This window comes from Mucilaginibacter sp. GW821-FHT07G05 (assembly GCF_059418565.1).
In genome coordinates this window covers 421755-445450 of record NZ_JBWKQC010000001.1, presented here as the reverse complement: position 1 = coordinate 445450, position 23696 = coordinate 421755, and the positions used below count along the sequence as shown (strand labels likewise).

Below are 23696 nucleotides of genomic sequence, written 5' to 3'. Positions count from 1 at the left end.
AAAACGCACTGAATATCAGGGGTTAAATTTGTAATATTATATCATAACCGCGCATTACGGATTGCTCCCAATTATACCTAACGATGAAGAAATTTCACATTGCTGCACTTATATTGTGTTTTTTAGGTTTGTACTCGTGCAAAAAAAAGCAGCCTACGCTGTTCGAGGCAATCCCCTCTTCGTATTCGGGTATAATCTTCAGTAATGACATCACTGAAACCGACTCCATCAACCCTTTGGATATTGTTAACATATACAATGGCGGCGGCGTGGGTATTGGCGATTTTAATAACGATGGTCTGCAAGACATTTACTTTACCGGCAATATGGTATCAAACCGGCTGTACCTTAACAGGGGCAATTTTAAGTTTGAAGATGTAACCAAAACAGCGCAGGTAGATGGTATGGGCCGCTGGGGACGCGGCGTGTCAGTCATCGATATTAATAACGATGGGCTGCTGGATATTTACGTGTGCAATACCATTTACGCCGATCCCGCACGGCGCGCTAACTTGTTGTATATTAACCAGGGGAAGAACAATAAAGGAATCCCCATATTTAAGGAAATGGCCGTAGCTTATGGGCTTGATGTAAAAGAGCAATCAACCATGGGCAGCTTTTTTGATTATGATAACGACGGCGACCTCGATATGTACCTCACCGTTAATACCGCCACCGCAAGTTATAACCCCGGTATTTTTGGCAAAACCAATACCGCTCCCACACATAGCCGGGGCAGATTATATCGTAACGATTGGGATGCCCGGTTGCAGCATACCGTATTTCATGATGTATCGGCAGAGGCCGGTATCAACCTGGATGGCTACGGGCACGGCGCTACTACGGTTGATATCAATAATGACGGATGGAAGGATATTTATGTATCCGACGATTTTATATCGAGCAATATTCTGTACATCAATAATCACGATGGTACTTTTACCAATCGTACTAAAGAATACTTTAAGCACACTTCCTATAATTCTATGGGCCAGGATATTATTGACATTAATAACGATGGCCTGGCCGATGTAATAGAATTGGATATGAACCCGGAAGATAATTTCCGTAAGAAGATGATGCTGGGGCCATCCACTTATCAAACCTATCAAAACTTTGATTATTACGGCTACCAGTACCAGTATGTGCGCAACACATTACAGCTAAATCAGGGTCCGCGTGTTGGGCAGCAAGGCAAAATTGGCAGCCCCGCATTCAGCGAAATTGGATTTATGAGCGGTATATCACAAACCGACTGGAGCTGGACTCCCCTTGTGGCCGATTTTAATAATGATGGCTACCGCGATATCGTAGTAACCAACGGTTTCCCGAAAGATGTTTCAGATCATGATTTCATGACCTATCGCCAGCAGGCCTATGCCGTTACCTCGAAAGATAAAATGCTGAAGCAAATTCCACAGATAAAGCTGCATAACTACGCCTTTTTAAATAATGGCGACCTCACCTTTGCCGATGTAAGTAAAAGCTGGGGGCTGGATGTAAAGAACTTTTCGAGCGGAGCCGTTTATGTTGACCTGGATAACGATGGCGCGTTGGATATGGTGGTGAGCAATATAAATGATGAGGCATCCGTTTATCGCAACACATCGCGCGATGATACGACCAGGTTAAATAACCTGCACTACCTTAAACTTAAGTTTTACGGCAACAAGAACAATGTACATGGCCTTGGCGCTATTGCCGAAATATATTATGACAAAGGCAAAAAACAGGTAGCCGAAAATAACACCTACCGGGGCTACCTTTCATCAATGGAGAATGTGGCTCATTTCGGTTTGGGAAAGGTTAGTTTGATAGACTCCATTATTATTAAATGGCCGGGTAACAAAAAACAAAAACTCACCAACATAAAAGCCGATGCCGAAATAACGGTAAGGCAAAGCAACGCTGCCGATAATTATCCATTAGATGTGCCTCAATACGCGACCAATGCCCTGTTTAAAGAAATTACCGATTCTTTGGGTGTGGATGTGGTAAATAACGATCCTGATTTTATTGACTTTAATATTCAAAAATTATTACCCCATAAACTATCCGAATATACCCCTGCATTGGCTGTTGGTGATATTGATAAAAACGGATTCGATGATGTGGTAATAGGCGGCAGTGCCTTTAAGCCAACGCAAATATTGTTACAACAGCCCAACGGAAAGTTCATTAAGAAAAACCTGTTTGCTATAGGTACCGATATGACAAAAGATTTTAAAGATGCCGGGCTGCTCCTTTTTGATGCCGATGGTGATGGCGACTTGGACTTGTACGCTGCGAGTGGCGGCTATCACGCTGAACCCGGTAGTGCGGTATATCAGGACAGGTTATATGTAAACGACGGCAAGGGGAGCTTCACCTTAACTACCAATGCCCTGCCGGTTAACAGCACCAGCAAACTTTGCGTAAGGGCATGTGACTACAACGGCGATGGCAAGCTCGATCTGTTTGTATCCGGCCGGGTTGATCCATGGAATTACCCTAAGCCTGTATCAAGTTTTATTTTGCGGAACGACAGCCAAAATGGACTGATTAAGTTTACCGATGTTACGGCAACTGCCGCCCCGGCTTTAAAGAATATAGGTATGGTGTGCGACGCCTTATTCACCGATTTTGATAACGATAACCACCCCGACCTGATACTGGCCGGTGAATGGATGCCCGTTACCTTTATGCGTTATAATAAAGGCAGATTTGAAAATGTTACACCAGTTACCGGTGTGGGCGATAAATCAGGTTGGTGGAACACCATTATCGCGGGTGATTTCAGGCATACCGGCCGTATGGATTATATAGTGGGTAACGTTGGCTTGAACACTATTTACCAGGCCAGCGATCAGTACCCTGTAGGTATTATCGCTAAAGATTTTGATAAGAACGGTGGTTTCGCGGCTATCCCGTCAATTTACTTTCCTGATGCTAATGGCGAACGAAAGGAATTTCCGGCAATAGGTCGCGACGATATTTTAAAGCAAATGATCAGCTTTAAAAAGAAGTATACCAACTACAAATCATACGCCGAGGCTACTATGGACGATATCCTATCGCCCGAACAAAAAGAAGGAGCCTTAAAACTGAAAGCAAATATGCTGCAATCATGCTATCTGCGTAACGATGGCAATGGCAAATTCACCATGATACCGCTGCCTAAACAGGCGCAAATTTCCACCCTTAACGGCATGGTTGCTGATGATTTTGATGGCGACGGTAACCTTGATGTAGCCATAAACGGAAATGATTACGGTACCGATGTATCCACCGGGCGCTATGACGCATTGAACGGCTTATTACTAAAGGGTGATGGTAAAGGCAACTTTAAGCCGTTATCAATATTGGAGAGTGGTATTTACCTGCCCGGCAATGGTAAAGCGCTTGTAAAGCTGCAAAACAACACAGGAGGTTACATGCTGGCAGCCAGCCAAAACCGTGGAAAACTGCAAGTAATGCAATTAAAACAAGCGAACAGAAATGTTAAAACCGGGCCGTTTGATATAGCTGCCACCCTTAAACTAAGCAATGGCAAAACACAAAAGCAGGAACTTTATTACGGCTCATCGTTCCTGTCGCAATCGGGTAGGTTTTTGAGTGTGGGCGCAAATGTGGTGGGTGTAACTATAGTTAACAGCAAGGGCCAAATGCGGGCCGTTAACCTAAAATAATATGGTATTATGAAGAAACTTTTTATTCCGCTGCTTATACTAATTGCTTGTTATACAGCTTGCCAAAATAAAAAAACGGGTAATATTAAGGCTATTAATGATACTGATGTGCTGCACCAAAACGAGGATAAATTAACACAGCTCATTATATATGATGTATTTACTCCTCCCGTTGCAAGCCGTATTTATGCCTACGCGTCGTTAGCATCGTACGAAGCGGTTAGGTTTGGGCAGCCCGGCTATGAGTCGTTAACGACACAGTTAAAAGGCTTCGATGCCATGCCCCAACCCGAAAAGGATAAAACATATAATTTTACACTGGCAGCCACACAGGCATTTTTTACGGTAGCCCGTAAGGTAACCTTCTCAGTTGATTCTTTAAAAGCTTATGAGGATGGCCTGCACGCACGTTTTAAAAACGCGCTGGATGATTCTACGTACGCTTGGTCGGTTGCATTTGGTGATAAGATCGCTAAAACTATCATTAAACGTTTGGTAACGGATAATTACCTGCAAACACGAGGCAAGCCCCGGTTTTTGGGCAGTAACGCGCCCGGTAAATGGCACCCTACCCCGCCCGATTACTTAGATGGTGTAGAGTATTGCTGGGGTACCATGAAAACTTTCGCTCTCGATTCATCAACCCGGATCTCTATCCCACCTCCGCCGCCCTACAGTGAAGATAAAAACAGCGACTATTACAAGCAGAACGTGGCCGTTTACGAGCAAAGTAAAAACCTTACCGACGAGCAGAAGGACATTGCCCGCTATTGGGACGATAATCCTTTTGTTTTAGAACATGCCGGTCACCTCACATTTGCCAATAAAAAAATAACGCCGGGCGGCCATTGGATAGGCATTACCGCTATTGCCTGTAAACAAACCCATGCCGACGCGGTGAAAACAGCGCAAGCTTATGCCCTTACGGCAGTGAGTATGTTTGATGCCTTTGTTTGCTGTTGGAATACCAAGTACGAAACCAATTACATACGACCGGTAAGCGTTATTAATGATAAAATAGACCCAACCTGGACATCACGCCTGCAAACGCCCCCATTCCCGGAATATCCGAGCGGGCATAGCACCATTACACGTGCCGCGGCAGTAATGCTTACACATTTATTCGGCGACAACTTCGCTTTTCAGGATACCAGCGACCTGCACTATATAGGTATGAAACGCGATTTTAAATCATTTGTACAAGCCGCAGATGAAGCCTCTATAAGTCGCTTTTACGGTGGTATCCATTATAAGAATAGTGTTGAACAGGGCGCCTTGCAGGGTAAAAAAGTGAGCGACTATATCATCAGTCAGTTAAAGATAAAAAAGTAAGAACCATACAGGTAACAAACTAAAAACATCATGAAAATCAAACTTACATTACTCGCGTTATGCGCGGGGCTGGGAGCCTTTGCGCAAAAACAATTCGAACCGGTTAATCCAAACACCACTCCGGAAGCACGTAAATTACTCACTTACATCTACAGTATTAAAGGGAAATACCTTATTTCAGGCCAACATAACTATAATCACGAATCTGAAAAATTTATTGATAGCGTTAAGGCTATCACGGGTAAAAAGCCCGCGTTGTGGGGCAGCGATTTTATCTGGAACGGCACCAAAGATCCGGGCCAGGACATTGTTACCGAGGCGATAAAAAAATATGCAGAGGGCTACATTATTTGCCTTATGTGGCATCAGGGGCGCCCAAGTGATAATCCGCCTTACGGATGGAAAGAAAGCGTGCAGGCAAAACTCACACCCGAACAATGGAAGGAACTGATAACCCCTAATACCGAACTTAATAAAAGATGGCTGGCACAGATAGACCAGGTGGCCTTATGGCTGAAAAAACTACAGGACGCGCATATACCTGTTTTATGGCGGCCTTACCATGAAATGAATGGAGTGTGGTTTTGGTGGGGCGATAAAAAAGGGCCGGATGGCATAGCCAAATTATGGAAAATGATGTACGATCGCTATACCAACTACCACAAATTAAACAACCTTATATGGGTTTGGGGTGCGAATGGCCCGCGCGATTTGCCGGAGGATGAAGCATTTCCTTATAAGTACTATTATCCTGGCGCTAAATATGTTGACATTTTGGGCACCGATATCTATAATGCCGATTACGAGCAAAAGGATTATAACGAATTGCTGGCACTCGCCAACGGCAAACCTATAGCGTTAACTGAAGTGGGCGAACTACCCAAGGCCGCCATACTAAAAGCTCAACCCGAGTGGACCTGGTTTATGGTATGGACCAGCTGGCTATGGACACATAACACCCACGAACTGGTAAAAGAAGTATACGCCAACCCCAAAACACTGTCATTAGGCGAAGCGCCTGCTTACAAGTAGACATCCGAAGAAATAGTCATATAAAACCACAAAGGCCGCACAGTAAAATGTCGCGGCCTATATGGTTTTATTTTTTTTCCAAATCAACGAGTTGCGGCAGAGCTCTTAGAAGATGTATTGCCCTGCAAATCCACAGCTTGTATAGTGTATACGGCGTTCTTTTGTATTAATGGAGATTCAACTGTAAATGTTGTTAAAGGGGTATAACCTATACGCTTACCGTTGCTGTAAATATTGTAACCCATAAACTGGCGGTTATCTGTTGAGGCAAGCCATGTAAGTTGAATACCAGATCGGTCAGTTTTTAGTTTAACATTTTTGGGCACAGATGGTGCCTGCCTATCAGGATCGAGCCTTAATACACAATTCATCAGCGCACGGAAATTATGATACGTCCCTTTCCAGATCTGCCCTTTTAAAGCCATTTTATATTCAGGATCTTTATCTATCCCTCCCTGGTACCAATCGCCATTCTCATGATCTATCAGGTAAGTTTGCACATAGCCCCACAGCTGTTTAAATTTGGCATAATACTGCATGCTATCCTTTGGGAAATGATCAGACATAAGCAATAAGGCATTCAATCCTTCGGCCTGTGCCCACCAGTTTTTCCCATCCTTTATGATGGTAACGCCCGGTTTGTTTTTGTAATAATAACCTTCATCATAAAAGCCTCCCGTCTTACCGTCCCAACCATTTTTTAAGGCATGGTCAACCATTCGTTTGGCAACTTTCATGGTTACGGCATCATTATGTATCCCTAAAACGTGCGAAGCTTCCAGCATCAGGTAAGCGGTTTCTACATCATGGCCAAAAGATACATGGTCGAGGTAACGGTGTTTAAGTATACTTTCATCCGTTGAATCCCTGGTAGAAACATGGGTCCAGTCGGGCTGAAAGAACAAATTAAGGTAGCCTTTCGGTGTAGTGATCTTATCGCGTATTAAAAACAAAAGTTCCTGCAAGCGTACTTTCAGCAGGCTATCCGGCCAAACGGTGTACAGTTCGGTAAAAGCCTCCAGCAAATGGATGGAGGTATTTTGATCCTTGTATCCCATGTCGGATGTGGAAGCGAAAGCGGCCGTTCTTTTAACCGGCGTGCCATCGGCCTCCATGTGCTGGTAGTAGCCTTTATAAACAGGATCGTGGCTGTGTTTTTCGAGCCACCAAAAAGCCTGTTTGGCAAAGTTCAGCACAGCGGTATCCCCCGTTGCCTGGTAGTTTGCAGCCAAAGCATAAATAGCGAAGGAGTTGCCATAGGCTTCCTTTGCCGCGAATGAAGGCGTATTGATAACGTCGCCCTCGCGTGTAACAAGGGTATAAAAGCCGCCGTTGGTTTTATCCCACATCTTCTCTTTTAAAAACGCTATACCATGTTTTGCATCCGCCTTAAAATAAGCCACCTGCGGGTACATTAACGATGCCTTTGAATTTGACCAAACATGCCGGGCCTGGGTAACGATCATTTTTTCCTGGTTTTCACCCTGCTGAAAGTTGTACGTAAACGCGCTTAAAAAGCCGCCATGTAATGTATCCACAGCTTTAGGGTACCATTTATCAAGTAACTCTACCCTTGCAGATCGGTTCATTTCACGGGCAATTTTTAAGCGTTCGGTTTGCGCGTAGGTATTGGCTGACCATAGTAACGTGGCCGCGGTTGCAGCGCTGCATAGTAAGCGACGCATTAAACAGGTACTCCTCATGGGTTAATAATTTATCAGCTTAAAAATAAGCGGTGCTGGCAGTGATTGCGGCATATCGTCAAGAAACAATAAGCATTTGTTAAAATACCATTATAAGCGAGCTTACGGTTCGGGGTATCTTTATTTATCCTGCCTGCGAGGTAAAACCTTTAAAACAACATCTTGATGCGATCATTATTAAACCTATTAACTTTTGCGGCTATTACCGGCTGCGCTACCGCTACTTTTGCCCAGCAGCCTAAGGCTATCACTCTAAACAAACAGGAATACTTGGAATACGGCGGCGTAAATGTAATGCTGGCCCATGATTTTTATCCCGAAGGGCACCAGGGCGGTGTGGGTATTATACAAAACGGCCAGCGGGTTGCCACCAATGGCGATCTTCGGCTTGAACCTACGCCTGGCCAGTGGTCGCCTATACCTAAGGTTGGCAAACGGGTGGTTAACCCGGCTACACAGGAGGTAAGCGTACGGATGGAATACCCGAACCCGGAAATAAACCGCAAAGGATTTAACCCCATTATTTACCCCGATCTTAACTTTGCTTATACCATACGGGTAAGGCCGGCGGGTAAGGCTTTCAAAATAATTGTTGATTTGGATAAACCCCTGCCCGATTCATGGATAGGCAAGGTTGGTTTCAATTTCGAGCTTTTCCCGGGCATATTGTTCGGCAAATCATATTATATGGATAGCAAGCCGGGCATATTTCCGCAGCAGGCCAATGGGCAAATGTATAAAGATGCCGATGGTGAAACGCAGGTAATGCCTATGGAGAAAGGTAAGACGCTTGCCATTGCCCCCGAACAGGCCATGCAACGTATGCTGATCCAAAACCTATCGGGCGGCGACCTTGAACTGCTTGACGGACGAGGCAAGCATAACAACGGCTGGTTTGTAGTGCGGTCACTGGTGGCTAAAGGCGCTACCAAAAATGCTATTGAATGGCTGGTTACACCAAACGCGGTAGAAGGCTGGAAATCGGAACCGGTAATACAGGTTTCGCAGGTTGGTTACCATCCCCTGCAACAAAAAATAGCGGTGATAGAGTTGGATAAACATGACCTGAAAACCGCGCCGGTATCATTACTGCGCATTGCCGAAAAAGGCGGCTATGAGCCTGTTACCACGCAAGCGGCTACTACCTGGGGCTATTTTTTACGGTACCGTTATCTTCAGCTTGATTTTAGCAAGGTAGAACGCCCGGGTATGTATGTAGTGCGGTACGGTAAGTATCAATCTAATCCGTTTGCTATTACAGCCGATGTATATAAAGAAAATGTATGGCAGCCAACGCTCGATTACTTTTTGCCCGCGCAAATGTGCCACATGCGCGTAAACGACAAATACAGGGTTTGGCATGGCGTGTGTCATTTGGATGATGCCCGCATGGCCCCGCTTGATTCCAACCATTTTGATGGTTATCTACAAGGCAACTCAACCCTTACCAAATTTAAACCCGGCGATAATGTACCTATGCTGAATCGTGGTGCCTGGCATGATGCAGGTGATTTTGACCTTCGGGTTGAATCGCAAGCGGAAACGGTATATGGCTTAACCCTTGCTTATGAGGAGTTTGGCGAGAAGCATGATAATACCTCCATTAACCAGCAAACCTTAATTACCGAAATACACGAGCCCGATAATAAACCCGACCTGTTACAGCAAATTGAGCATGGCCTGCTTTCCATAACGGGTGGTTACAAGGCGATGGGGCGCTTTTACCGTGGCATTATTGAACCTACCATAAGGCAGTACGTTTTGTTGGGCGACGCGGCCAACCTGACTGACAATGTGCCTTTCAACGCATCAAAACCCATTACTACCGTATCAGGAACCAATGCCTGGGCCGACGACCGCTGGGTATTTACCGAAAATAATCCGACCCGCGAATTAGAAACCGCCGCCGCATTAGCGGCTGCCGGCAGGGCAATGCAGGGTTATAATGATACCCTCGCAAGCCAATGCGTACAAATAGCCAAACAGGTTTGGGAACAAACCACGGGCGAAAAACAGGTATCGCAGCGTATACATTTAGCCACGGAACTATTTTTAACTACCAAGGATAAAATATATGCCGACTATCTTACTGCTAAAACACAGGATATTGTTAATGATATTGATAATACCGGCTGGTTTGTTGGCCGTACTTTAAAAGTTATTGAAAACCCCGCTTACCAAACTGCAATTACCGGCGCGGTAAAAAAGCTGTATACCAACATACAGCAGCAGGGCAAAAAAACGCCTTATAGTGTACCATATGAACCCAATATTTGGGGTGCCGGCTGGGGGATACAAAATTTTGGTTTCAGGCAGTACTTTCTGCATACCTACTTTTCTGATATTGTACCGGCCGATTATATGCTGGATGCGCTCAACTTTGTTTTGGGCTGCCATCCGGGTTCAAATACATCGTCATTCGTATCGGGGATTGGTTCGCAATCAATGACCACCGCTTATGGCTTTAACCGTGCCGATTGGTCGTACATACCGGGCGGCAGCGCTTCGGGTACGGCACTGATCCGTCCGGATTTTCCTGAATTGCTGAAATGGCCTTTCCTGTGGCAACAAGGCGAATATGTATTAGGCGGAGGCACTACTGATTACCTTTTCCTGGCCATGGCAGCAGACCATGTGTTAAATAAGAAATAACAGAAAGCGTCGATATGAAAAAGGCAAAGTTACCTAATGGTAGCTTTGCCTTTTTTATGTGAAGAACCTATAGAGCCCGGTTTATCCTGTTAATAATTTCAATGCAGGCCCTGCTGTTATGATAAGGGCATTTCCATATACCCACCTTATCTTCACCCGGCATTAGTTCACCATCGGCTGTAATGCCCCATACCCACTCTCCTCTCTCCATATCCAAAATATGCTGTTTAACAAAATGCCATACCTGTGTAGATAGTTCGGCATATTTAACATCGCCACTCACCTGCCAGGCGTTATAAAACCCTACCATAGCCTCGGCTTGTACCCACCAGTGCTTTTCCTTTACCAGTCCGTGTTTGTCGGCATCGTATTCGTACCATAACCCATGGTCGTTGTCAAGCCCTTCCAGCGTTGCATCGGCCATTACAATCGCCAATTTTTTAAATACGGGTATCAGTTCTTCATCGCCAATAATTTCCGCGGCCTCAAGCAATAACCACGAAGCTTCAATATCGTGCCCGTACGAAATAATATTAAAGCTCTTATTCCAGTCTTCATCAAAAAATAATGATAAATGACCTGTTTGCTTATCAATAAAATGATCGGTAAAGTTATTGAGTAAGGTTTGTATCTGCGTTTTCAGCCCTGCATCGGGCCATATACTGTACAGGTTGCCATAAGCTTCTAACACATGCAGGTGGGTGTTCATGGTCTTCTTCTCATTTGCATCCTTTGCGCTCAGGCGCAGATCATCAATTGGCTGCCAATCTCGCGTAAACGCTTCGAGGTAACCGGTATGCTCTATGTCGTAACTCTTTTTAACCAGTATTTTATATAGGTTGATGGCTTCCTGTTTCGCTTTTTCATTTGCCGAGGCCTTGTAGTACTCGCTGAACGCATAGATTACAAATGCCGTAGCGTATACCTGTTTCTTGGTATCGAGAGGTATGCCGCGGTGGTCCACCGTCCAATAAACACCACCGTATTGCTCATCTATAAAATTTGATACCAGGTAATCAAAAGTGCGGCTTGCCAAGGCAAGATAATCGTTGTTGCCATTAAGATGATAAGCGGCAGCAAACGCCCACAACACACGCGCGTTCAAAACAGCGCCTTTGGGCGAGTCGGCAAATATATTGTTCTCATGATCTATCCGGCCAATGATACCACCGTTCACATCATCTTGCGTGTAACGCAACCAGTAATCGAGTATACGGTTGAGCTCGGATGTTACTTCGGTTTTGTACAGGTTGAAATGTTGCTGTGCTGACAAGGTTAAATTATTAAAGCTTTTTAATACCAAACTTTTAGATGATACCAAAACTACGATGCCAAAGAGGTTTACATTAATACTATTTTATCAATTATTTATACTAAACATCTGTTACTGCTCAATTTATGGTACAATGTTTTTATTTAGATAATAATTATAAATTGTTACCGTAGCGCATTGCTAAATAACTGTAATTCGATTTTTTAAATTTTAAACTTTTTTATTATTTTTAAAAAGAAGTAATTACTTTAATATCAATTTTAATAAGAATAAAATTCGCCTAATGATTCCGAGGGCAAATCATCCGGATGCCGATACCTGATTAACTATATTTTAAACCTGATTACAATGACGTTTTCATTATAGTTTTTAACACACCTTATTATTTATAATGAAGAAACTTTACGCCACATTATTACTCACAATCCCATGTCTGGTGTCCTTTGCTCAATCGGAAAGCAGGGATACTTCAAAAACGCTGGATGAGGTGATCATATTCAACATCCGCAAGCAAAAAGATATTAGCCGGATGGATTCAATTAAAGGGACTTTCATTTATTCGGGCAAAAAGAATGAGGTGATCGAGCTGGCCAATAAAGATGCCGCCCTTACCGAAAAATTCGGCAGGCAGATCTTTGCCAAAATTCCGGGCGTATTTGTGTACGACATGGACGGCACCGGCAACCAAACCAATATTTCAACCCGGGGCCTTGATCCGCATCGTGGCTGGGAGTTCAATATCCGTAAAGATGGTGTGATAACCAATTCGGATATGTATGGTTACCCTGCCAGTCATTACAATATTCCGCTGGAAGCAGTGGAAAGGATCGAACTGGTACGGGGTACAGGTTCGCTGCAATACGGTGCCCAGTTTGGTGGGATGCTTAATTATGTAAGCAAACAGCCGGGAGCGAAAGAATTCGCTTTTGAAAGCGTGAATACGGTAGGTTCATACGGTTTGTTGAGTACTTATAATTCAATAAACGGCACTAAGGGCAAGTTCAGGTACTATGCCTGGTTCAACAATAAAAAGATAGATGGCTATCGAAAAAATTCCGATTCGAAATTCAACGCGCAGGATATAACCTTGTATTACGATGCTTCGCCATCATTGCTTATAAAAGCGGAATGGACACGGTCTGACTATGTAACGCACCTTGCCGGCCCGCTTACCGATGCCATGTTCAATGCCGATCCGCGTATGTCAACCCGGTCCCGTAACTATTATAGTCCGGAGATCAATGTGCCATCTATAAGTGTAGACTGGAAAGCCGGGAGAAATACCTTACTGAAGCTAACCGCATCGGCTATTGTAGGCGCGCGCAAAAGCGTGTTGTTTGATAAACCCACCACAACGGTTGATGTTATTGACCCGGCCACATTGCAATATGCAAACAGGCAGGTTGATATCGATCATTTTAACAGCTACACTACTGAATTACGTTTATTGCAGACTTATTCCTTATTTAATTTAAACAGCAGCCTTGCCGCAGGTATACAGTATATGAATAATAACCTGCACCGCCAGCAGTTAGGAAAGGGCACTACCGGTGATGATTACGACCTGTCGCTGGTTGCACCCGGTTGGGGGCGAGATATGCAATACAAAACCAATAATATTGCCCTGTTTGCCGAGAACAGGTTCGCGCTTACACGCAAACTTTCTGTAAATGCAGGTGTAAGGGTTGAATCGGGCGAAACCAATATGACGGGGACTATCAATAACTATCCTGCCAATGATGTGCCTAACACTATCAAACACCGTTTCCCTTTATTGGGGGTAAATGCCCAGTATGCTGTAAGCAGTAATATTAACGCGTACGCCGGATGGTCGCAGGCTTACCGCCCGGTAATATTTAAGGATATCATCCCAACATCGGTATATGAACTGGCCGATAAAAATTTAAAGGACGCGCGCGGCTACGATCTCGAAGCAGGTTTTAGGGGCAACTGGAAAATACTGCAATGGGATGTAAGCTATTTTCAGCTCCTGTATAAAAATAGGCTTGGTACACTGGCGCAAAAGAATAGTGCCGGGGATGAGATCATCTTCCGTACTAATATTGGCAATTCTTTGGCAAGGGGCGTTGAGCTGTTCACCCAAGCTGATATGCCGCTTGGCCGTACCGCTGTGCTTTCAGTATTCACCGCTACGGCCTACATGAACGCGGTTTATAAAGATGCCAATGTAAGATCGGGCAATACCAATGTTAATATTGATGGTAATAAGGTAGAAAGCGCCCCCGAATGGCAAAGCCGCAATGGCGTAACGCTAAAAGTAAAGCGGGTAAGCGTTAGCGCCTTATACAGCTACACCGGCAATACTTTTGCCGATGCCTTAAATTCGGTTGCACCAACCGCAACTGGTTCAGCAGGACTTGTACCGGCCTATCACCTGTTCGATTTTAACAGCTCGGTATTTATAAGCAGTCACCTGCAATTAAGGCTTAACTTGAATAATGCCTTTAACAGGCAATATTTTACCAAACGCCCGCAGTTTTATCCGGGTCCGGGTATCTGGCCATCCGACGGCAGATCGTTCTCCACAACCATGGTTATCAAGTTATAAATATCCCGATAAAGAAAAAGCCCCGGCAGCATACTTAACGATGCGCCGGGGCTTCTTTATGGTTGACAGCTTATATAAAGGCCTTGTTCTTATCAACCAACTGAAAAATGCTCCTTACAGATGCCAGCGATGTTAAACCATCTTCGGGTGTGTTAACAGCATAATCAACCAGTTTATCTATCGAAGAAACAGCTACGTGCATCCGTGTATCTGACGACGCGTAGTAAATATAAACCGTACCATCCTCATCGGCTATCCAACCATTTGAAAACACCACGTTAGATACATCACCAACCCGTTCATCCCCCTCCGGGGCTATAAAATAGCCTGCCGGTTTGTGAATAATGCGGGTAAGGTCGTCGCTATCCGTCATAAAAACATACAGCACATATCGTAAACCGGCGGCGGTATTACGCACGCCATGAGCCAGGTGGAGCCAACCTTTTTCGGTTTTTAAAGGTTCGGGGCCTAAGCCTAATTTGGCTTCGTTAATGGTATGGTAAACTTTGCTGTCAATCACAAATTCTTGCTGAATAACGGCGTTATCCATATTATCGGCCAGGCCAAAACCTATTCCACCACCATTACCGGCTTCAATAAAACCATCTTGCGGGCGTGTATAAAAAGCATACTTACCGTCAACAAAACGCGGGTGCAATACCACATTACGCTGTTGCGGCGAAGGCGTCCTAAGGTCGGCAAGCCGCTCCCATGTCTCCATATCGCGGGTACGCACAATGGCGCATTGCGCTATAGCAGCCGATTGATCACCGGCAGGCGCTTCCGGGTCGCGGCGTTCGGTGCAGAACAAGCCGTACACAAAACCATCCTCGTGCATGGTTAGGCGCATATCATAAATATTGGTATCTTCCTGCTGATCGGGGTGCCCGGGTACCAATATGGGCTTCTCCCAAAAACGAAAATTATCTATACCGTTGGGGCTTTCAGCAACGGCGAAAAAAGATTTTCTGTCGCTGCCCTCCACCCTAACCACCAGCAAATACTTTCCATTCCATTTTATGGCACCGGCATTAAAAGTGGCATTTATACCAATACGCTCCAGCAATAAAGGGTTGGTTTCGGGGTTAAGATCGTATTTCCAAAAATAGGGCGCGTGTTTGCCCGTTAATACAGGGTTTTTGTAACGCTGATACACCCCATTGGTATCGTCGGCCGGTTCATTTTTAAGCATAACCAGCTTTTCGTAATCGCTTTTGATCTTGTCCAGTCGTTCACTAAAATCTATATTCATTTGTAATTAATCTTCAAGTTTATTCCACCAGGTTTTCTTCAGTATAAAAATGATAAGGGCAAGTATGGCTATGGTAACCAGTAAGGGTACTTTCATCCATAGTATAAAATACATGGGCAAAATGGTAAGACACAGTTGTGCTATAATGCCAAGCACCACATTGAACATATCCAGCCTGAATCTTTTATTCGGCTGAAAACTTTCATCATCGGCAACTACCAGTTTGTGTATGGGCTCCCAAAAGCCCCATGGCTTTACGGTACGGTAAAAACTCTTTAATATTTCGGTATCGGTAGGCGGCGCGGTATAAGTACCCACTATGCAGCCAATAATTGATATCAGGAATAATAACGGCCAGTTGTACAAAGGCAGGCCATCAAAAATAAACGGAAAGGCCAGCGCGGCAGCAATACCGGTGATCATGCCCCAGGCAAAGCCATTCGCGTTAAACCGCCACCAATACCATTTAAGTATGTTTGATGCCATGTAACCGCCATATAAAGCGCCCACTATCCATTGTAGAATGCTGTTAACATCCTTTGCAAAAAAGCCAAGGATCACCCCGATAGCCACCACAACAACGCCAGTTATATAATTAGCGGTAATTGTTTTTTTGATGGATGCTGCCGGGTTTATGTATTTCAAATAAATATCATTTACTACATAGGCCTGCGCGGCGTTCAACGTACCCGAAAATGTGCCCATAAAAGCACCCATCAGCCCGGTGAGCACTAATCCTAAAATACCTACCGGTAAAAAACTGTTAATGGCCGCGGGCAATATCCGCTCAAAATCAGTTACCCCGGCAACTTTAAGGTCGAGCTGTTTATAGTACAATAAGGCAAGTACCGTTAGGCCTATTACCATGGTATAGCGTACCGGTAACAATATAATAGATACGAAGCCAGTCATTTTAGAGGCCTCCTTTGGCGATCTCGACGATAGCACCTTTTGCATATCGTAATTTGGCGCGGGCCCGGCAAAGCTGGAAAATATACCCTTACAAAGCATCATCATAAAAAAGGCACCGAACACGCTGAAACCATCCTCTGCAATTTTCTTATTGGCATCTGGTGCTATATGCGACCAATCCAAATCCAGTTTCCAGCCAAAGAAAGGGTTATCCCAGCCATGCGGAAACAGCAATACTTTACCATTGAGGTGCTGCATGGCAATTATACCCACGGCTACGCAGCCAATCGTCATGATGATGTATTTGATAACATCGCCTAATACAATGCTGTGCATACCGCCTAATATGGAGTAAAACATAGCGAACAACGTAAATATGATGCCATAAAAATGGGCTACATATTCGGGCCGTATATGAAAATGCACGTAAGGTTCAACAATATTCCAGGGTACAAAAATTTCAATGAACTTGCCCAGGCCAACAAAGCCATACGCCAAAAAGCCAAGGCAGCCAATAAGCGCGAACACTACTATAATATTGTGCGATGCCTTTACTCCCGTACCTGTAAGTCCGAAGCGCGAAGCAAGCCATTCGGCTCCAGTATTAGCATTTGAACGACGGAGCCACTTAGCCAGGAACATCATGTTGAACACCTGGTTAAAAACAGGCCACAGCCACGGGATCCAGATGCTTTTAAAACCATATACAAAACAGAGTGATACCATCCACATGGTACCGCTTATATCAAACATATCTGAAGCATCACTAAGCCCCAGCATATACCATGGCAGCTTTTTACCGCCAAGCAAATAGCTCTCCTTGTTCTGACTTGCTTTTTTGCGGTAATACCAGCCAATAAGCACCATCAAAATGAGATAGCATATTAAGATCGATACATCAATTACTTGTAGTTTCATTTAGGTTTTTTGTTACAATAAGGTTTTGCTAATCAGTTAAATATAGGGCACAACATAGCTTTATTTATTTAACAAGCATTAATATTGAACAGAAAAAACTTAACAAGAAACTGTAATAACCGGTTATACATAGTTTAAAAAATATCAGGCTCTTTGAAAAAAAAAGATACTGTTCAAAAATAGAGCGACAGGCTTCAATACTTTAATACTATTTTAACCAAACATTGTATTAACCTACGCTTTCGCGATAATTAATATGGCTAAGAACTATCGGGAATTACCGGAAATAGCTATTGGTGATGATTGATCCGCCAAAAATTGAGAGGTAATTTGTGAATATTTACCAGCAGCTGTTACGCAGTTGAAAAAAGCCTGCTCAAACTGAACTTTTTAATGATATTATTTTAACTAATTTGATTAAATTGCATTACCAATTTATAAATTTATGTTTAAGGATATTTCAAGAGAGATAACCCCATTAACCCAAAGTGACTGTTTCACCATTTTTTCGCGGGAGAAGAACAAATTTGATTTTCCGCTGCATAACCACGAGGAAATGGAACTTAACCTTATTTTAGATGCGCCCGGCGCAAAACGCATAGTTGGCGATCATATTGAAGAAATAGGTAATTATGAACTCGTTTTAGTTGGCCCAAACCTGCCGCACGGCTGGTTTACACATAACTGCAAAAGCGACCTGATTAAAGAAGTTACCATACAGTTTCATAAAGACCTGCTCGACGAACGCTTTTTAAAGCGTAACCAACTCAATTTTTTACGGGCTCTGTTTGATAATTCAAAAAGGGGCGTGCTGTTTTCGGCTGAAGCGACAAAGAATATCGCGCCTAAAATATTCGCCCTTAATAAAGAAGGCGGCTTTAATTCTATACTGGAACTGTTTTCCATTTTGCACGAGCTATCCATCGCCACTGATACAAAAATGCTGTCCGATTCTTCTTTTACAAAGGAGGAATACAATTACAATAGCAGGCGTATTGAGAAGGTTTTTGAATACATGAACAACAATTTTGATAAGCCGATAACGCTTTCGCAGGTTGCCAAAATTGCCAATATGCCCGATGCTTCATTCAGCCGGTTTATAAAAAAACGGATAGGCTATACTTTTATTGATAGCCTTAACGAAATAAGGCTTGGCCATGTATCGCGTATGCTGATAGATACCACCCATTCCGTTGCCGAAATAGCCTATAAATGCGGCTTTAATAACATGGCCAATTTCAACCGTACATTTAAATCGAAAAAAGGCTGCACCCCTAACGAGTTCAGGGAAAATTACGCCGGTAACAGGGTATTTGTATAATCGTTAGATAAACCTACTTATCTAACGATCGTATCCATTCGGCTATTTTCCGGGCTTCGCTGACTGGTACCTGCGGCATGGGCGGCATCGGGGTTGAATATTCCGGCCAATGTTCGGGCTTAGGGTTATGTATCAGGCTGATCAATTCTTCAACACTGTATTTCCTTTTGGCCACGTCAACATAAGCAGGACCAACCTGCCTCGTATTCGCATTATGACAGGCAAGGCAGGTGTTTTTTTGCAACAGGCCTTTCACTTCGTTAAAAGTAGGCGCTTTGCTGATCTGTGGTTCACCGTTGCTGCTGGCAGGATTGCTTTTTCCTGTCGCGGTCTTTTTTGCCGCACCTTTATTGGCGATGACCGCTTTCGGTTTGCCTGCCGAATTCTTCGTACTTACTTCGTTTATAGTAAGACCTTTACCCTCGGGTATGTTATTTAGCGTGTAGTATGCGGTTGGATGTACCAGCGAATACGAATTTTCCTGTTCCCTTATGCCATCTAACGTAATAGTATGAATGTAGTACTTTCTTAAATTGCCAACTATTATACGGGCTTTCAGTCCATCGGCTGATACCTTTACACCTTTTACAGGGCACTCCTGGTTATTAACCGGCGGACTGCCATAAACGCTATGGTATTTGTAGATGTAACTGCTAACAGAATATGAAGCAAGATCCTCGGCATATTTTTTATCTACAGGTTTGGTAAATTCTATCTCGAAACCATCGGGCATTGCCCTTATAGCCCGCATTTCAAAAGGTACTTTGTTGTTCCATATCAGGCGTTGCAAGCCTTCGGTAGCTTCACCCGCCGAACCCCATCCCCTGTTGGTTTCACCGGCGAATAATGAGCCGTCCTTACCCCAGGCCAAACGCACTACACCCGATTGAAACCCGCTCCGGAACGGCCATGCGGCTCCCTGGTATTCGCCATTTACTTTCTCCATAAATACCCGGCTAACCATACTCTGCCCCTGGTCGCCAACAAGTAACTGACCTGCAAACGGACCGAAAACACCATCGGGTATCTTTACAATTTCGGAATTTGAGATACCCAAAATACCGTGCGGCAGCCATACTGCCGGTAACTGCAGGTCGGGATAATCTTTTTTCATGTCAAACTCGGTAAAGAATTTTTCATTCACAATATTTTCGGGCTTCACGGGTTTGCCCTTGCTGTCAAAATCCTGCCTTAGCTTATTTTTTGTGAAGAATTGCTGCTGGGTTAAATGCAAAGGCGAATTAGGTAAGCCGGTCCACACCAAACTTGCCGGGTGCCCCATAAAAGCGCCTTTTTTAACCTGCATTATACTGCCCGAGCCTACCCAATCGCCTTGGTTGTCGGTATAAAAAAGTTGATCATCTATCATGCTGATACCGCAGGGCGAACGCATCCCGGCAGCCCATGGCTCTACGTGGCCATCCTCAAATATATGCAGCGCCCAGCCGCGCCATGGTACCATACTTTTCGGGTTCCACCAATCAGGCGGAAAGCCAAGGTTGAGCGTTACAAAAAAGGAGCCGTCGGCAGCCAGTTTGGGGCCAAAGCTGTACTCGTGATAATTGCCTGATAATGGCCACGCGTAAATGGTTTCAAACTCATCGGCTACGCCATCCATATCGGTATCGGTCATTTTAGTGAGTTCGCCACGTTGTACGCAATAAAGCGAACCATTTTTGTAGGCAAGCCCCAGCACTTCATGCAAACCCGATGCGAATTTGCGAAAGAAAGGACGCTGGCCCGACGGGTTTTCTACAATGAATATATCACCCCGACGGGTAGATACGCCTAAATTTCCGTTTGGCAAAACGCACAAGCCGCCAACTTCCAGTATCAGCCCTTCCGGCGCGGGTACACGCATTATCTTAAAATAATCATCCTCTTTGGGCGATTCTGCCTGGGCAAAACAGGTATTGTTTTGTAGCAGCATAAATCCCAGCAGGGACGCAAGGAGTACAGATATACGTTTTATATTATTAAAGCGATGGTTCATAGTTTTGCTAAAAAAGGACAGAATAGGTTAATTTTTTACTTATGGGCACCAGTATTTCCTTCTTGTTGCCATTGTTTTTGATAATGGTTTTCGCCTCGCCTTGTTCCACATGCAGGTACCACGATTTATCATCGATCAGATACCAGCCATTGCCCAGCACCTCCACATTATTTACCGTTGCTATGTGGAAATAAAGGTTCTTTTGAGCATCCTGCAATTCAATAACCCGTTGTACCCCCTGGCCTCCGTTGAGTACCGATGTAGCATCGGTAACAGTAGTGCCATATATGGCGTACCTGAATAAAGGGCGCTTATCTTTACCCAACGAATAGCCTTTAGGTTTAAAACCTGAACCCGTAGTATCATTTGCAAGCGTAGCTTCCGTAGAATTTAATCTTTGAATGGCCGGTATATCCTCACCGAATTGAAGCACAGCACCTGTAGGGCGCGATGAACCGTCTCCCCTTTCGTGCCACATGGGAGTGGCGTCTAAAAAGCCACCTCGCCAAACTTGCACTACGCTACCGTTATCGGCATCATAGGTATAATGAACCTGTCTATTGCTGCCTACATTAATGGCATGGGTTACACGTTTACTATCACTGATGTCAATAAAACATCGCATCAGCATATTTTCGCCCGTTACATTGATCAGTATGGGGTCTACAGCATCGTTTGAACTTACGTTGGCATCGCTTATTAAAAACTCACGTATGCCGGGCCCGGCTATTGATAAGCCCAGAGCAGGTTTAGCCCAGTCGACTTGTTTAGAGTAGTATATATCAAATGGAATAACACCTTCTTTTAACTCCGCACTACCGGTACTTTTCCAGTCGGCAATGGGCACCACTACGTTATTGGCAATACGCATGAGGCCACTGCCGCCCGGTACGCTTAAATTAAAGGTGTAGTTACCTGCTTGTTTAATGTTTAAATTGCCCGTGTAGTGCATAACAAAGGCATTTTGCAGTGGACTAAAATTCGATGATAGTGTGGCCGAAGTTCCTTCCGCTTCAGCATGTAGCTTGCTGTAATCGGGCTCGTTTTCAAAAGAGCCTTTGTATACCGCGTATTTCAGGTTTGAAATTTCAGGTCGTGGCTTATCGTACAAACTATACTTTATATTTCTGAAAGCTATGGCGCCACCATCACCCTGCAATCTCAACGGCCCGGCCGCTACCTCCTGAATACTCGGCAATGTGCCTGAAAGCTCAACATCCTCTTGTATCCGGATTCCGTTTAGTTCCACCAGTAGTATCTTCGCGTTCTCAACCTTTGCCCCTGCTGCGTTAAACCTTGGTGCGCGGAATGCTATTTTAATATGTTGCCACAGGCCGGGTGCACGGCTTACATTTTGCCTTGGGCTATGTCCGTCGAGTCCTTGTTTTTGAGCAGTATCCCAACGTTCGTAAATCCCGCCGTTATCGCTTGCTTTTGGCTCAGTAATTCCCCAGCTGTCTGCCAGTTGCACCTTATAAATACCTTGTAGGTAAATACCCGAAACAGCCGACCTGGCTACCATATAATCGAACTCGATATCGATATCGCCATGTTTGATATTGAAGACCAGATCTTGTTCTTGATTTTTTCCATCAAAAACATTGACCAATATCCCGGTGCCTTTGGTGGTTTTAATGGTATTGTCTTTTTCAATATCCATATGTACATCGCCGGCGAGTTGCCAGTTTTTAGCAGGGTTGGTAAATGCCGAAAGATCAGTTAAGCCAACTTCAACCAACTGCTTGTTGGCCGATTGGGCAAATGAAGGCGGCGAAATTTTTAAAAGCCAGATAGTTATTATGCTGAATGATGCTAAGAAATATGCTCTGTTCATATTAGTGCCGCTATGCCGGTATAATTATAGATTTAAAGAAGAAAACAGCCAATTATCACCGGGTGAGTTTAGCCGAAAACATATCTTTAAAAATATTTCAATTAACCAGCCCGAACTAATACCTTTTTATCAATTACTAATCAAATTTTGTCATCCGTGCTAAATGGATATACTTTATTAAGTTGCTGTAAAACAAATAAATATAAAAACATAACAGGCTTAATAATAGAGTCCTGCATTCACTGTAGAGCGCTCTATAAAATAATTATCGTATTATTTAAGGTGTTTGAAATGCCCATTGCCGGTTATTGCGTATATGCAAAATTCTCCATCTGAAATTTTAGTTCAGATGGGGAATTGCTTAAAATTACTTGTTTATAGATGTGCTTTATTTAGCTTCTTTCGCGGCTGCTTCTATTACCGCCGCAACGGCTTTCGGTTGGGTCATAAATAAAGTGTGGCCGCCGGTAATGTTGGTTACTTTGGCATTGGCACGTTTATTCATGGTGTCTTCTAATCCCGGGTTTATGGTTTCGTCGTTTGATGGTTTTACGGCATATACCGGTTTGTTTTTCCAGGCGGCTTCGGTTACCTTATCGGTAAATGATTTTACAGTTAACGGAATCTGCGAATCGTACATAAAGTCTGATTTTTCTTTAGATTGTCCGCTGGCAAATGTTTCCTGAAAGGTTGCCTTACCTAAATAAACATTGCCTTTATCATCGGGGGCTAAAATACCTTTAGGGGCAGGTTTTACATTTTCAACTAACGAGAGCGTTGACTCGCCCGCATCAGGTATGAATGCTGCCACATATACCAGGCTTTTTACTTTTGGCGAATTACCGGCCTGCGTAATTACCGTACCACCCCATGAGTGACCAACCAATATTACCGGTCCATCCTGACGGTCGAGCGCGAAATTTGTTGCGGCTACATCATCAGCCAATGAGCTGGTTGGGTTTTGTACCAGCGTTACCTTGTAACCATCTTTCACCAGTATTTTATAAACTGCTTCCCAGCCCGATGCATCGGCAAATGCGCCGTGTACAATTACAATGTTTTTAACCGGGGCCTTGCTTTGTGCCTGTACTTGTGTACCTGTTAATACTACCGTTGCAGCTACTGCAAACACTTTGTTTAAAATAGATTTTGTTTTCATTTTAATTGAGTTTTTAATATTTAACTGTTTGTGTGATAATGTATTTGCCATTTGTATACCATTAAATAAATGATTCAT

General features: G+C 44.0%; 13 protein-coding genes. 6 read left to right on the top strand and 7 right to left on the bottom strand.

All coding sequences use genetic code 11. The features are described from left to right. The first annotated feature begins 83 nt into the window (after window positions 1-83). The 3 genes from AC07NA_RS01730 to AC07NA_RS01720 are packed head-to-tail and all read left to right on the top strand — an operon-like array spanning window position 84 to window position 6032. Window positions 84-3668 (top strand): VCBS repeat-containing protein, encoded by a 3585-nt coding sequence (locus AC07NA_RS01730; RefSeq protein ID WP_494895140.1) that lies wholly within the window; start codon window positions 84-86, stop codon window positions 3666-3668. A 9-nt stretch (window positions 3669-3677) separates the two neighbouring features. Beyond that, the gene (locus tag AC07NA_RS01725) at window positions 3678-5000 is read left to right on the top strand and encodes a vanadium-dependent haloperoxidase (protein WP_494895138.1); all 1323 of its coding nucleotides are present in this window, start codon (window positions 3678-3680) and stop codon (window positions 4998-5000) included. A 30-nt stretch (window positions 5001-5030) separates the two neighbouring features. Continuing rightward, window positions 5031-6032: a glycosyl hydrolase gene (locus AC07NA_RS01720; protein WP_494895137.1), complete on the top strand. Its 1002-nt coding sequence runs from the start codon at window positions 5031-5033 to the stop codon at window positions 6030-6032. A gap of 83 nt (window positions 6033-6115) precedes the next feature. On the opposite strand, the gene AC07NA_RS01715 is transcribed toward AC07NA_RS01720, so the two are convergent. After that, window positions 6116-7735: an AGE family epimerase/isomerase gene (locus AC07NA_RS01715; RefSeq protein WP_494895135.1), complete on the bottom strand. Its 1620-nt coding sequence runs from the start codon at window positions 7733-7735 to the stop codon at window positions 6116-6118. Between the two features lie 165 nt (window positions 7736-7900). Between AC07NA_RS01715 and AC07NA_RS01710 the strand changes: the two genes are divergently transcribed. After that, window positions 7901-10387, top strand: a complete 2487-nt coding sequence (locus AC07NA_RS01710) for a glycoside hydrolase family 9 protein (protein ID WP_494895133.1) — start codon at window positions 7901-7903, stop codon at window positions 10385-10387. 67 nt (window positions 10388-10454) lie between these two features. Here AC07NA_RS01710 and AC07NA_RS01705 read toward each other — a convergent pair whose 3' ends face one another. Continuing rightward, window positions 10455-11660: an AGE family epimerase/isomerase gene (locus AC07NA_RS01705; protein WP_494895132.1), complete on the bottom strand. Its 1206-nt coding sequence runs from the start codon at window positions 11658-11660 to the stop codon at window positions 10455-10457. A 391-nt stretch (window positions 11661-12051) separates the two neighbouring features. On the opposite strand from AC07NA_RS01705, the gene AC07NA_RS01700 reads away from it, so the two are divergent. Then, window positions 12052-14229, top strand: a complete 2178-nt coding sequence (locus AC07NA_RS01700) for a TonB-dependent receptor family protein (RefSeq protein WP_494895131.1) — start codon at window positions 12052-12054, stop codon at window positions 14227-14229. 70 nt (window positions 14230-14299) lie between these two features. Here AC07NA_RS01700 and AC07NA_RS01695 read toward each other — a convergent pair whose 3' ends face one another. Both AC07NA_RS01695 and AC07NA_RS01690 read right to left on the bottom strand, forming a co-directional pair. Continuing rightward, window positions 14300-15481 carry a glycoside hydrolase family 130 protein gene (locus tag AC07NA_RS01695; protein ID WP_494895129.1) on the bottom strand — a complete coding sequence of 394 codons (1182 nt, stop codon included), beginning with the start codon at window positions 15479-15481 and terminating at the stop codon, window positions 14300-14302. Window positions 15482-15487: 6 nt separating this feature from the next. Then, window positions 15488-17311, bottom strand: a complete 1824-nt coding sequence (locus tag AC07NA_RS01690; RefSeq protein WP_494895127.1) for a sodium:solute symporter family protein — start codon at window positions 17309-17311, stop codon at window positions 15488-15490. A 445-nt stretch (window positions 17312-17756) separates the two neighbouring features. Between AC07NA_RS01690 and AC07NA_RS01685 the strand changes: the two genes are divergently transcribed. Further along, a complete protein-coding gene (locus AC07NA_RS01685) occupies window positions 17757-18632 on the top strand; it encodes an AraC family transcriptional regulator (protein WP_494895125.1) in 876 nt (291 codons plus the stop codon). Between the two features lie 13 nt (window positions 18633-18645). Here the strand turns inward: AC07NA_RS01685 and AC07NA_RS01680 are convergent, their stop codons facing one another. The 3 genes from AC07NA_RS01680 to AC07NA_RS01670 all read right to left on the bottom strand — a co-directional run bounded on the left by AC07NA_RS01680 (window position 18646) and on the right by AC07NA_RS01670 (window position 23618). Then, on the bottom strand, window positions 18646-20562 hold the full coding sequence (locus AC07NA_RS01680; RefSeq protein ID WP_494895123.1) for a c-type cytochrome: 1917 nt from the start codon (window positions 20560-20562) through the stop codon (window positions 18646-18648). Between the two features lie 70 nt (window positions 20563-20632). Further along, the gene (locus AC07NA_RS01675; protein ID WP_494895121.1) at window positions 20633-22459 is read right to left on the bottom strand and encodes a 3-keto-disaccharide hydrolase; all 1827 of its coding nucleotides are present in this window, start codon (window positions 22457-22459) and stop codon (window positions 20633-20635) included. Window positions 22460-22847: 388 nt separating this feature from the next. Next, entirely contained in the window at window positions 22848-23618 is a 771-nt protein-coding gene (locus AC07NA_RS01670; RefSeq protein ID WP_494895119.1) for an alpha/beta hydrolase, read from the bottom strand. Window positions 23619-23696 lie beyond the last annotated feature (78 nt).